This is a genomic window from Peribacillus sp. B65, assembly GCF_058513295.1.
Genome location: NZ_CP195840.1, coordinates 3,930,411 through 3,942,942, shown reverse-complemented (window position 1 = coordinate 3,942,942; position 12,532 = coordinate 3,930,411). Strand labels below are relative to the sequence as shown.

The 12,532-nt window shown below is 42.7% G+C and carries 12 protein-coding genes and 1 riboswitch; all 12 genes read left to right on the top strand.

Annotated features, from left to right (window positions below):
* Positions 1-482 precede the first annotated feature (482 nt).
* Positions 483-701 (top strand): NETI motif-containing protein, encoded by a 219-nt coding sequence (locus ACSR9O_RS19200; protein WP_491724922.1) that lies wholly within the window; start codon positions 483-485, stop codon positions 699-701.
* 74 nt (positions 702-775) lie between these two features.
* Positions 776-877: riboswitch (purine riboswitch) on the top strand.
* Between the two features lie 179 nt (positions 878-1,056).
* Positions 1,057-1,545, top strand: coding sequence for a 5-(carboxyamino)imidazole ribonucleotide mutase (gene purE / locus ACSR9O_RS19195; RefSeq protein ID WP_076372819.1), 489 nt, complete (start codon positions 1,057-1,059; stop codon positions 1,543-1,545).
* Positions 1,529-2,689 carry a 5-(carboxyamino)imidazole ribonucleotide synthase gene (gene purK / locus ACSR9O_RS19190; protein WP_230177956.1) on the top strand — a complete coding sequence of 387 codons (1,161 nt, stop codon included), beginning with the start codon at positions 1,529-1,531 and terminating at the stop codon, positions 2,687-2,689. The genes purE and purK overlap by 17 nt, the downstream gene beginning before the upstream one ends.
* Positions 2,686-3,978: an adenylosuccinate lyase gene (purB, locus tag ACSR9O_RS19185; protein WP_034306123.1), complete on the top strand. Its 1,293-nt coding sequence runs from the start codon at positions 2,686-2,688 to the stop codon at positions 3,976-3,978. The genes purK and purB overlap by 4 nt, the downstream gene beginning before the upstream one ends.
* Before the next feature lie 103 nt (positions 3,979-4,081).
* Positions 4,082-4,801, top strand: coding sequence for a phosphoribosylaminoimidazolesuccinocarboxamide synthase (gene purC / locus ACSR9O_RS19180; RefSeq protein ID WP_491724921.1), 720 nt, complete (start codon positions 4,082-4,084; stop codon positions 4,799-4,801).
* A complete protein-coding gene (gene purS / locus ACSR9O_RS19175; RefSeq protein WP_034306118.1) occupies positions 4,794-5,048 on the top strand; it encodes a phosphoribosylformylglycinamidine synthase subunit PurS in 255 nt (84 codons plus the stop codon). The genes purC and purS overlap by 8 nt, the downstream gene beginning before the upstream one ends.
* On the top strand, positions 5,045-5,731 hold the full coding sequence (gene purQ, locus ACSR9O_RS19170; RefSeq protein ID WP_048680628.1) for a phosphoribosylformylglycinamidine synthase subunit PurQ: 687 nt from the start codon (positions 5,045-5,047) through the stop codon (positions 5,729-5,731). Before purS ends, purQ begins: the two co-directional genes overlap by 4 nt.
* Positions 5,715-7,934, top strand: coding sequence for a phosphoribosylformylglycinamidine synthase subunit PurL (gene purL, locus ACSR9O_RS19165; protein WP_101225022.1), 2,220 nt, complete (start codon positions 5,715-5,717; stop codon positions 7,932-7,934). The genes purQ and purL overlap by 17 nt, the downstream gene beginning before the upstream one ends.
* A complete protein-coding gene (gene purF, locus ACSR9O_RS19160; protein ID WP_048680621.1) occupies positions 7,919-9,334 on the top strand; it encodes an amidophosphoribosyltransferase in 1,416 nt (471 codons plus the stop codon). The genes purL and purF overlap by 16 nt, the downstream gene beginning before the upstream one ends.
* A 42-nt stretch (positions 9,335-9,376) precedes the next feature.
* Positions 9,377-10,402, top strand: a complete 1,026-nt coding sequence (purM, locus tag ACSR9O_RS19155) for a phosphoribosylformylglycinamidine cyclo-ligase (RefSeq protein ID WP_034306111.1) — start codon at positions 9,377-9,379, stop codon at positions 10,400-10,402.
* Positions 10,402-10,977 (top strand): phosphoribosylglycinamide formyltransferase, encoded by a 576-nt coding sequence (gene purN / locus ACSR9O_RS19150; RefSeq protein ID WP_101225021.1) that lies wholly within the window; start codon positions 10,402-10,404, stop codon positions 10,975-10,977. Before purM ends, purN begins: the two co-directional genes overlap by 1 nt.
* Positions 10,978-10,995: 18 nt before the next feature.
* On the top strand, positions 10,996-12,531 hold the full coding sequence (purH, locus tag ACSR9O_RS19145) for a bifunctional phosphoribosylaminoimidazolecarboxamide formyltransferase/IMP cyclohydrolase (protein ID WP_230177955.1): 1,536 nt from the start codon (positions 10,996-10,998) through the stop codon (positions 12,529-12,531).
* Position 12,532: the final 1 nt, after the last annotated feature.

The window sequence follows — 12,532 nt, the reverse complement described above, 5'->3', positions numbered from 1 at the left end:
AGCCATCAGGCTGGTCTTTTTTTGTATTGCAATATTTTCGGCTTTCAGGGAGGAGTGACGTAAATTACATCTAATCGACCTGAAGCCTAACCTTTCGACCTAAAATGAAATAAATCGACCTGCGTTAAATCCTCTCAAATTACAAAAGCTGACTTTTAAAATAGGTCTTACTTGAATTGAAATAATTCGCGAGAGCAAGATACGAATATGGAGCAGAGGTTAATTTCATGAATAAGGCTATGGTAATTGAGAGGGGAAGAAGGGTAGGATATTGAAGGAGATGTATAATTTATGGGTGCAGGTGCTTTTACGGAAGACAGGGTTATCATAATCTTAGGCATTATGGAATTTCCATTATAATATAATCCTCTTTTTTGAAATGTAACTTGTCTTTACTTGTTCTTTTCATTATACTGGGAAGAATTTAATAATTTTAATAATGCAAGTTGGATGCTAAAGAAGAAGACAGAAAAAATAGAATTATGGAAGGAATCGGTATTGTGGGTAAAAAGAGTAAGGAAAAGTTTGAAGTTATCGAGGGCGAGACAATTGATGCATGTTTAGATCGAATTAAAGCGGCGGGGTACTTTCCTGTAAGGAGAACGGAAGAGCCCATCTTTGCCGAGAGAATCGAGAATGCCAAGGTCCATTATGTGCCAGTTGATCGAAAAATTGTATTTGAAGCAAAATTAATTGAGTAAAACACGAACGATTAATTAATATCATGTAAAAATATTCGATTTTAACTTGACATTAAAATGGCCGGAAGGTAAGATGAAGTTACATTAATACATCTCATATAATCATGGGGATATGGCCCAAAAGTTTCTACCTGATGACCGTAAATCATCGGACTATGAGAAAAGCATCTGACTATTTCGGAAACTAGCCAAGTCTTTTTGTTTTTTCAAAAGGGCTTTCTTTTCCGGACAGGTTGCTTTCTCGATGAGGAAGCAACCTGTCCGGTTTTTTAATTTACATGTTATAGATAAAAATGATAAGCGTCCGTCTGCATACCCGGGACGCCATAATATGAGTGTTGGAGGGAAAGATGATATGAAACCGCAAGTTGGGGTTATTATGGGAAGTGTCTCGGATTGGGAAACGATGAAATACGCTTGTGAATCATTGGAACAGCTTGAGATTCCCTATGAAAAAAGAGTCGTTTCCGCCCACCGGACGCCGGATTTACTATTTGAATATGCAGAGAGTGCAAAAGATAGAGATATTAAAGTGATTATTGCCGGAGCAGGCGGGGCTGCACATCTTCCAGGTATGACCGCCGCTAAAACGATTGTCCCTGTGATAGGCGTTCCAATACAGTCGAAGGCATTAAATGGGATGGATTCGTTATTATCGATTGTTCAAATGCCTGGTGGCGTACCGGTTGCAACGGTTGCGATCGGAAAAGCGGGCGCAGTCAATGCCGGTTTGTTTGCGGCTCAAATATTAGCAGCTTTTGATTCTGACATTGCCGATAGGTTAGAGGCTTTACGAAACGAAACCAGAGAAAAGGTGTTACAGAGCAGTGAACAACTTAAATAATACAATCATTTTACCGGGACAGACCATTGGAATAATCGGCGGAGGACAATTGGGCAGGATGATGGCCTTATCGGCTAAGGCATCTGGCTTTAAGATAGCGGTCCTTGAGCCGACAGCAGAAGGTCCATGTGCTCAAGTGGCGGATATTGAAATCACTGGTGCTTATGATGATATCGAAGCATTGAAAAGGTTGGCTGAGGTCAGTGACGTCATAACATACGAGTTTGAAAATATCAGTTCAGAAGCACTGGATTGGTTAAAGCAACATGCATTTCTTCCACAGGGCTCAGAATTATTAAAGCTGACACAGGATAGACTGACTGAAAAAAAAGCCATATCTGATGCAGGAGCTTCCGTTGCTCCATATCAGGAAATACAGGATATTTCAGAAATTCACCTTCATATAGAGAAATTAGGGTACCCTAGTGTGTTAAAAACGACGCGGGGCGGTTATGATGGAAAAGGGCAGTTGGTCATTAAGGAAGAAGCCGACATCAAAAAGGCTGAATCCCTGCTCAAAACAGGTATATGTGTGCTGGAAGCCTGGATTCCTTTCGTAAAAGAAATATCCATTATCGTGACGCGTAAGGCAGATGGCGAGACAAGTCATTTTCCGATTGCGGAAAACATTCATGTTGAAAACATTCTTCATAAAAGCATTGTTCCCGCCCGTATTAGTCAACAAGCTGAACGGAAAGCTATTAATGAAGCTTTGCAGCTTGCAGAGAAACTTGATTTGGTGGGGACATTGGCGGTCGAGATGTTTTTAACCGCTCAGGATGATATCATCATTAATGAATTAGCGCCAAGACCTCATAACTCAGGCCATTATACAATGGAAGCATGTGAAACTTCACAGTTCGAACAGCATATAAGGGCTGTCTGCAATTGGCCGCTCGGCAATACGGAGTTATTGAAGCCTGTGGTAATGATAAACATCCTTGGTGAGCATATCGAGCCCTTAATGGATGAAATTCCGACGCTTTCAGATTGGAAGGTTCACCTTTACGGTAAGAAAGAAGCCAAGCTTAAGCGGAAAATGGGTCATGTGAATATTTTACGTCCAACGATTGAGGAAGCTCTTTTGGAAAGTGATCGAAGCAAAATATGGAATCAACAGGTTGAAACGGAGGAAGTAAAATGATTGAACGTTATACCCGCCCAGAGATGGGAAACATTTGGACAGAAAAGAACCGCTTTAATGCGTGGTTGGAAGTTGAAATCTTAGCTTGTGAAGCATGGTCTGAGCTAGGTGTCATTCCTAAAGAAGATGTGAAGCTTCTTCGTGAAAATGCTACATTCGATGTAGACCGTATCAATGAAATCGAAAAAGATACACGCCACGATGTTGTTGCTTTTACACGTGCGGTTTCTGAAACATTGGGAGAAGAACGGAAATGGGTCCATTACGGACTGACTTCCACTGATGTGGTGGATACAGCTCTTTCATATGTGATAAAGCAAGCGAATGAGATACTTGCCAAGGATTTAAATAACTTCGTGGAGATCCTGAAAAATAAAGCGAAAGAACATAAATATACGGTTCAAATGGGACGTACACATGGAGTTCATGCTGAACCGACCACTTTTGGGTTGAAACTGGCTCTTTGGTATCAAGAAATGAAGCGAAATGTAGAACGTTTTGAAGAAGCTAGAAAGAACATTGAGGTTGGGAAAATCTCTGGAGCTGTCGGAACTTACGCAAACATCGACCCGTTCGTTGAAAAATTCGTTTGTGAAAAGCTTGGCCTTGAAGCAGCGCCAATTTCAACACAAACATTGCAGCGCGATCGTCACGCACATTATATGAGCACATTGGCTTTAATTGCGACATCAATTGAAAAATTCGCAGTTGAAATTCGCGGCTTGCAAAAAAGTGAAACACGCGAAGTGGAAGAATTCTTTGCAAAAGGACAAAAAGGATCTTCGGCAATGCCTCATAAACGGAATCCAATCGGTTCTGAAAATATGACGGGTATGGCTCGTGTAATCCGCGGTTACATGATGACAGCATATGAGAATGTGCCATTATGGCATGAACGTGACATTTCGCATTCTTCTGCTGAGCGCATCATCTTGCCGGATGCAACGATCGCATTAAACTACATGCTGAACCGTTTCAGCAACATAGTGAAGAACTTGACCGTTTATCCAGAAAATATGAAACGCAATATGGACCGTACGCTTGGATTGATTTTCTCACAACGTGTACTGCTTTCCCTTATCGATAAAGGACTTGTCCGTGAAGAAGCTTATGATACGGTTCAGCCGAAAGCGATGGAAGCATGGGAGCTTCAGGTTCCATTCAGAAGCCTGATCGAAAAGGATGATAAAATAACAAGCTTGCTTACGAAAGAAGAACTTGATGATTGTTTCGATCCTACACATCACCTGAAAAATGTTGATGTAATCTTTGATCGTTTAGGTTTATAAAAGTGAAGGCGGCAAACATGGCACCTCTAAACGGTGATATGTTTGCCAAGCCTGATCAATGGCAGGAAGATTCATAATATTCACAATGTGGGGGTCTGGACAGATGGAAAAACGAGAATTGTTGTATGAAGGAAAAGCGAAACAGATTTTTGCAACGGACAACAGTGAAATAGTTTGGGTGGAATACAAGGATTCGGCAACAGCGTTTAATGGTGAGAAGAAGTCAGAGATTGCCGGAAAAGGTAAGTTGAATAATCAAATTACTAGCTTACTATTTTCAAAGCTTGCCCAAGAGAATATCCCATCCCATTTTATTGAAATGCTTTCCGACCGGGAGCAGCTAGTCAAGAGGGTATCCATCATTCCACTTGAAGTCGTTGTCAGAAATACGGCTGCCGGCAGTTTTTCTAAAAGAACTGGCATTGAAGAAGGCCAGCCGCTCAAGAAAACGCTGATTGAGTTTTACTATAAAGATGACGAACTCGGCGATCCTCTGTTAACGGAAGACCATATTGAAGAATTGCAACTTGCAAGCAAGGAAGATGTAGCGATTTTAAAAGAAAAGGCAGAAGAAATCAGTATCGTCTTAACTTCCTTCTTTAAAGAGTTAGACATTAAATTGATTGATTTTAAATTAGAGTTTGGTAAAACCCCGAATGGAGACATTCTGCTGGCAGATGAAATTTCACCTGATACCTGCCGATTATGGGATATTAAAACAAACGAAAAGTTAGACAAAGATGTATTCCGCCGTGATTTAGGAAGTTTAACAGATGCTTATGAAAAAATACTAGCAAAGTTGGAGGGCACTCAACATGTATAAGGTTAAAGTATATATCACACTACGCGAAAGTGTACTAGATCCACAGGGAGCAGCAGTGCAACAATCACTTCATAGCTTGACTTATAACGAAGTCAGTGATGTTCGAGTGGGGAAATACATTGAACTTACAATTAAGGATACGGATCGTGATTTAGATCAACTTGTAAAGGAAATGTGTGAAAAACTATTGGCCAATACGGTAATTGAAGCTTACCGCTATGATGTTGAGGAGGTTATCACCCAATGAAATTTGCTGTCATAGTTTTCCCTGGTTCCAATTGTGATGTCGATATGTACCATGCGATAAAGGATGCACTGGGGGAAGAAGTGGAGTATGTTTGGCACTCTACAGACAATCTAGATCAGTATGATGGGATTCTTCTTCCTGGAGGTTTCTCTTATGGAGACTATTTACGCTCTGGAGCAATTGCAAGATTTTCGAATGTAATGGCAGAAGTCGTAAAAGCGGCACAAGCAGGAAAGCCTGTATTGGGTGTCTGCAATGGTTTTCAGATTTTACTTGAAGCAGGACTTTTACCTGGTGCGATGCGCCGTAATGAAGGCTTGAAATTCATATGCCGCAATGTAGGACTGAAGGTTGAAAATAACCAATCGATGTTCACGACAGGATATGAATTAAATGAAACGATTACGATCCCTGTTGCACATGGTGAAGGGAATTACTACTGCGATGATGAGACATTGGCTGAATTAAAACAAAATAACCGCATCTTGTTCACGTATGATGGTGAAAATCCAAACGGAAGCTTGGAGCAAATAGCGGGAATTACAAATGAACAAGGAAATGTCCTCGGAATGATGCCTCATCCCGAACGTGCTGTTGATTCGCTGCTTGGCAGTAAAGACGGCTTAAAGATTTTTCAATCCATCGTAAAAAACTGGAGGGAATCACATGTTATTACAGCTTGAACCAAGTCCGGAAAAAATTAAATCGGATCGATTGTACGCAACAATGGGACTATCCGATGATGAATTTGCAATGGTGGAGAAAATCTTAGGCAGACTGCCGAATTATACGGAAACTGGATTGTTTTCGGTTATGTGGTCAGAGCATTGTTCCTACAAAAATTCAAAACCCATCTTAAGGAAATTCCCGATTACAGGGGAGAAAGTGCTACAAGGTCCTGGTGAAGGAGCAGGTATCGTTGATATCGGTGACGATCAGGCTGTCGTTTTTAAAATTGAAAGTCATAACCACCCTTCGGCAATAGAGCCTTATCAAGGTGCTGCTACCGGTGTCGGCGGAATTATCCGTGATGTTTTCTCCATGGGAGCCCGTCCGATTGCGATGTTGAACTCGCTTCGCTTCGGTGAGCTAGACAATGATCGTGTGAAATATCTATTTAAAGAAGTGGTTGCAGGGATTGCAGGATACGGGAATTGTATCGGAATTCCAACTGTCGGCGGAGAAATTCAATTTGATCCATCGTATGAAGGAAATCCTCTTGTCAATGCAATGTGTGTCGGTTTGATCGATCATAAGGACATTAAAAAAGGCCAAGCGCATGGAGTGGGCAACACAGTGATGTATGTGGGTGCGAAAACTGGACGTGATGGTATTCATGGAGCAACATTTGCATCTGAAGAGCTATCAGAGTCTTCGGAAGAGAAACGGCCTGCCGTACAAGTAGGCGATCCATTCATGGAGAAGCTGCTTTTGGAAGCATGCCTTGAATTGATTCAAAATGATGCCCTTGTTGGCATTCAGGATATGGGAGCAGCAGGTCTTACAAGCTCATCTGCCGAGATGGCGAGCAAAGCTGGCTCAGGAATAAAAATGAACCTGGATTTGGTACCGCAGCGTGAAACGGGAATGACAGCATATGAAATGATGCTATCTGAATCACAAGAGCGGATGCTGATCGTTGTCACTAAAGGACGCGAACAGGAAATCGTCGACTTGTTTACGAAATATGACCTAGAAGCGGTTGCTGTTGGTGTAGTGACGGATGATAAAAACCTAACCCTTTCCCATCAAGGTGAAATCGTTGCTGAGGTTCCGGTTGATGCATTAGCTGAAGAAGCTCCTATTTATCACAAGCCATCTGCAGAGCCGCAATATTTCCGTGACTTCCAAAGCATGACGGCAGAAGTGCCAGTCATTGAAGATTATAAAGAAACATTGGTATCACTATTGAAGCAACCGACAATTTCGAGTAAGGAATGGGTCTACGACCAGTATGATTACATGGTCCGCACGAATACAGTCGTCTCACCTGGATCGGATGCAGCGGTAGTGCGTGTACGTGGTACGAATAAAGCCCTTGCCATGACAACGGATTGTAACTCCCGCTTTATTTATTTAGATCCTGAAACAGGCGGCAAAATCGCTGTGGCTGAAGCAGCCCGTAACATCATTTGCTCGGGTGCGGAACCTTTAGCGATTACGGATTGCTTGAACTTTGGGAATCCAGAAAAACCAGAAATATTCTGGCAACTGGAAAAAGCGGCAGACGGTATGAGTGAAGCTTGCAGAAGCTTAAGTACTCCTGTAATCGGCGGAAATGTTTCCCTTTATAATGAAACGAATGGTGAAGCGATTTATCCGACGCCTGTAGTTGGAATGGTTGGTCTAGTCAATGACCTTAAGCACATCACAACACAAACATTTAAAAATGAATCCGATTTGATTTACGTGGTCGGTGAAGCGAAAGTTGAATTCGGAGGCAGTGAATTACAGAAAATGCTCGAGGGTAAAATCTTTGGACGCGCTCCAGAACTTGATTTGGACCTTGAACAAAAACGTCAGCAGCAAATTCTGACGGCAATTCAAAAAGGACTTGTTGCATCAGCCCATGACCTTTCGGAAGGCGGTTTGGCAGTGGCTTTAGCTGAATCTTTATTCGGGGCTAGCAAACTAGGGGCAAAAGTGAATATATCCGGGGAACCTGTATCTGAATTATTCAGTGAAACGCAATCACGATTCTTACTGTCCATCAATCCTGATAATCAAGCGTCATTTGAAGCTCTTGTTGAAGATGCGATTTGCATAGGCTCAGTAACGGCTGATAATAAATTAGTCGTAGCAACAAGTGATAGCAAAGTGTTGGAAGCGGACGTTGAAGATTTACAAACAGCTTGGAAGGGAGCCATACCATGCTTGCTGAAATAAGAAGCCTAAACGAAGAGTGTGGTGTTGTTGGAGTCTGGGGACATCCCGATGCAGCGCAGCTTGCTTACTACGGTTTGCATAGCTTGCAACATCGTGGTCAAGAGGGAGCGGGCATCGTCGTGACGGATGGTGAGCAGATGTCCATCTCTAAGGGCGAAGGACTTGTCACAGAGATATTCACTGCGGAAAAAATGCAGGCACTTTCCGGTAGCGGTAAAGCGGCAATAGGCCATGTCCGTTATACAACGGCAGGCGGCGGCGGGTATCAAAATGTTCAGCCTTTCCTGTTCAATTCTCATACAGGGGGGCTGGCCCTTGCTCATAATGGGAATATCGTCAATGCCCATCAATTAAAAGCACAGCTTGAAGGACAAGGAAGCATTTTTCAAACGACCTCTGATACGGAAGTTCTGGCACATCTGATTAAACGCTCCGGCTACTCGGATGTAAGAGATTCCGTGAAGAACAGTTTAAGCATGCTGAAGGGAGCCTATGCCTTTGTCATCATGACCGAAACCCAAATGATCATGGCAAGAGATCCGCATGGCTTCCGTCCACTTTCCTTGGGGAAAATAGGCGATGCATATTTCGCTGCATCTGAAACATGTGCTCTTGATATTGTAGGTGCAGAATTCATCCGCGATATTGAGCCGGGAGAACTGGTTGTCATTAATGATGAGGGAATCACATCCGAATACTTTTCGCTTTCCAGCCAACAGGCAATGTGCACGATGGAGTACGTGTATTTTTCCCGTCCGGATAGCAACATTGATGGTATCAATGTTCATACGGCACGTAAAAACCTTGGTAAGCAAATGGCACTCGAAACCAAAATTGAAGCAGACGTAGTTACAGGTGTACCTGATTCGAGCATCTCGGCAGCGATTGGCTATGCTGAAGCTGCAGGCATTCCTTATGAAATGGGTTTAATAAAGAACCGTTATGTTGGACGGACTTTCATTCAGCCATCACAAAGTCTGCGTGAACAAGGCGTAAAGATGAAACTATCACCTGTAAGAGGGGTAGTGGAAGGCAAGCGGGTCATAATGGTTGATGATTCAATCGTCCGTGGAACAACGAGCAGAAGGATTGTCCGCATGTTAAAAGATGCCGGAGCGAAAGAAGTGCATGTAGTAATCAGCTCACCACCGATCAAGAATCCATGTTTTTATGGCATAGACACGTCTAAAAAGGAAGAACTGATTGCAAGCTCAAAATCGGTGGAGGAAATAAGGGAAATCATTGAAGCTGATTCCTTAACTTTTTTAAGTGTCGAAGGTATGGTCGAAGCGATTGGACGACCGTTTCCTGGAGAAACGCGCGGTTCATGCCTAGCTTGTTTCACCGGAAATTATCCGACTGAAATTTTTGAATACGAACGAGAAAAAACAAAATGTTAATCAAGTCGGCAATGATGATTGATTTTCGGAGGAGGATTTCAAATGGCTAATGCATATAAACAGGCTGGTGTGGATATTGAGGCTGGTTATGAAGCGGTAAATCGAATGAAGAAACATGTAAAGCGCACATTTCGTCCAGAAGTAATGAATGGTCTGGGCGGTTTCGGCGGCATGTTTGACTTATCTTCCTTGAACCTTAAAGAACCTGTGCTCATTTCTGGTACGGATGGAGTGGGTACAAAACTTTTGTTGGCGTTCATGATGGATAAACACGATACAATTGGAGTGGATTGTGTAGCTATGTGCGTCAATGATGTTGTCGTTCAAGGTGCTGCACCTTTATACTTTTTAGATTATATTGCCTGCGGTAAAGCAGATCCTGAACGAATTGAAATGATCGTCAAAGGAATTGCAGATGGCTGTGAGCAGGCGGGCTGTGCTTTAATCGGCGGAGAAACGGCTGAAATGCCGGGCATGTATGAGACGGAAGAATACGATGTGGCAGGTTTTACTGTAGGTGCCGTTGAAAAATCACGTCTGATTACTGGTGAAGCGATCTCTGCTGGTGATGTCGTTATTGGACTCGCTTCAAGCGGCATACACAGTAATGGGTATTCCCTTGTTCGTAAGATCCTTCTTGAAGACTCAGGTATGGGGCTTCATGACTTCGTACCGGAACTGGATTGCAAGTTGGGGGAGGAATTATTAAAACCGACGAAAATCTATGTGAAGTCCGTTTTATCGACGTTGGAAAAATTTGAGGTTAATGGTCTTGCCCATATCACCGGTGGAGGATTCATCGAGAATATTCCGCGTATCCTTCCTGAAGGATGCGGTGTTGAAATCGAGCTTGGAAGCTGGGAAATTCCAACTATATTTTCATTCCTTGAAGAAAAAGGAAACCTTGTAAAAGAGGAAATGTTCAATATCTTCAATATGGGTATTGGGATGACGGCTGTCGTCAAAAAAGAAGTGGCATCGGATGTGCTAGCCCACCTAAAGTCTTGCGGTGAAGAAGCCTCAATTATTGGAACGATCGTGGATGGAAATGGAGTGTCGTTCAAATAATGAAACGCCTTGCTGTCTTTGCATCAGGTAACGGTAGTAATTTTCAATCAATTGCTGAAGCAATAAAAAGTGGAAAGTTGGAGGCGGAAATCTGTCTTGTCGTTTGCGATCGTGAAGACGCATATGTGCTTGAGAGAGCAAAGCTTGAGAATATTGACTCTTTCTCCTTTTCAGCAAAGAATTACTCCAACAAGACTGAATATGAATCGGAAATCCTGGAAAAACTTCGCCAGTATGAGATAGAGTTCATCATTCTTGCTGGTTATATGCGTTTGATCGGTCCGACATTATTACAAAAGTATTCACAGAGGATTGTGAACATCCACCCTTCACTTCTGCCAAGTTTTCCAGGCAAGGATGCAATTGGCCAGGCTTTTGATGCCGGAGTGAAGGAAACGGGGGTAACCGTTCATTATGTTGATGATGGAATGGATACAGGACCGGTCATTGCCCAAAAAACAGTGCCAATTCTTGAAGGGGATACGAAAGACATCCTTCAGAAAAGGATTCAGGAAATGGAGCATGATTTGTATCCATCAGTTTTGCAGGAGCTATGCCACAAGAAACTTACTTAATGGAGGGACCAACATAACATGAAGAAACGCGCATTAATTAGTGTATCGGATAAAACAGGTATCGTAGAATTTGCTCAAGGTTTAATTGAAGCAGGTTTTGAAATCATTTCTACAGGCGGTACCAAAAAAACGCTTCAGGAAAATGGTATTGAGGTTATTGGAATCAGTGACGTCACCGGTTTCCCGGAAATTTTGGATGGACGTGTTAAAACGCTTCACCCGAATGTCCATGGAGCAGTGTTGGCAAAACATGATGACAAAGGTCACGCAGCACAGCTTGCTGAGCATAACATTGAACCCATTCAACTTGTCTGCGTAAACCTATATCCATTCCAAGCGACTATTTCCAAACCGGAAGTCACTGTGGAAGATGCTATTGAAAACATCGATATCGGTGGACCGACAATGCTTCGTTCTTCTGCTAAAAACCACGAATATGTGACTGTTATCGTTGATTCCAATGATTATCCTACCGTATTGGCTGAGCTGAAACAAAACGGCGGGGTAGCAAAAACCACGAATCGCCGCCTGGCTGCAAAAGTTTTCCGTCATACGGCAGCATATGATGCAGTTATTTCAGAGTATATGACAGAGCTTGCCGATGAAGAAAATCCTGAATCATTGACTGTTACCTATGAATTGAAACAGTCGCTTCGTTATGGGGAAAATCCACATCAAAAAGCCGCATTCTATAAAAAACCGCTTGGTTCCGTTTTCTCAATTGCAGAAGCGAAGCAATTACATGGAAAAGAACTATCATACAACAACATCAATGATGCTGATGCAGCACTTCAAATCGTTAAAGAATTCAATGAGCCTGCTGCAGTTGCAGTCAAACATATGAATCCTTGCGGCGTCGGTGTCGGTGCGACCATTTTGGAAGCATATGAAAAAGCTTATGAGGCAGATGCCACCTCCATTTTCGGTGGGATCATCGCTTTGAACCGTGAAGTCGATAAAGCGACTGCGGAAAAGCTTCATGAAATTTTCCTTGAAATCATCATTGCCCCTGGGTTTACACAAGAGGCAGTGGAAGTATTGACAAGCAAGAAAAACCTACGTTTATTAACGATCGATTTTGACGCGGTTAAAAAGCCTGAACGAAAATTGACATCCATTGAAGGCGGATTACTTATTCAAGATCGGGACGCACATAGCTTAAAGGATGCAGAGGTAAAAGTGGCAACGAAACGTGAGCCTACACCTGAAGAGTGGAAAGCCATGGAACTTGGCTGGAAAATCGTGAAACATGTCAAGTCGAATGCAATAGTGGTTTGTAACGATCAAATGACATTAGGTGTTGGCGCAGGTCAAATGAACCGTGTGGGAGCTGCAAAAATTGCTCTGGAACAAGCTGGGGAAAGAGCGACAGGAAGTGCATTGGCATCAGATGCATTCTTCCCAATGGATGATACTGTAGAAGCGGCAGCAAAAGCGGGCGTCACGGCAATCATTCAGCCTGGTGGATCTGTTAAAGATGAGGATTCGATCAAGAAAGCTGATGAATATGGGATTACAATGGTGTTTACAGGAATTCGTCACTTTAAACATTAAT

Coding starts and splice junctions, on each gene's coding strand:
- ACSR9O_RS19200 (WP_491724922.1), top strand. CDS start 483: ATGGAAGGAATCGGTATTGTGGGTAAAAAGAGTAAGGAAAAGTTTGAA.
- purE (WP_076372819.1), top strand. CDS start 1,057: ATGAAACCGCAAGTTGGGGTTATTATGGGAAGTGTCTCGGATTGGGAA.
- purB (WP_034306123.1), top strand. CDS start 2,686: ATGATTGAACGTTATACCCGCCCAGAGATGGGAAACATTTGGACAGAA.
- purC (WP_491724921.1), top strand. CDS start 4,082: ATGGAAAAACGAGAATTGTTGTATGAAGGAAAAGCGAAACAGATTTTT.
- purS (WP_034306118.1), top strand. CDS start 4,794: ATGTATAAGGTTAAAGTATATATCACACTACGCGAAAGTGTACTAGAT.
- purQ (WP_048680628.1), top strand. CDS start 5,045: ATGAAATTTGCTGTCATAGTTTTCCCTGGTTCCAATTGTGATGTCGAT.
- purL (WP_101225022.1), top strand. CDS start 5,715: ATGTTATTACAGCTTGAACCAAGTCCGGAAAAAATTAAATCGGATCGA.
- purF (WP_048680621.1), top strand. CDS start 7,919: ATGCTTGCTGAAATAAGAAGCCTAAACGAAGAGTGTGGTGTTGTTGGA.
- purM (WP_034306111.1), top strand. CDS start 9,377: ATGGCTAATGCATATAAACAGGCTGGTGTGGATATTGAGGCTGGTTAT.
- purN (WP_101225021.1), top strand. CDS start 10,402: ATGAAACGCCTTGCTGTCTTTGCATCAGGTAACGGTAGTAATTTTCAA.
- purH (WP_230177955.1), top strand. CDS start 10,996: ATGAAGAAACGCGCATTAATTAGTGTATCGGATAAAACAGGTATCGTA.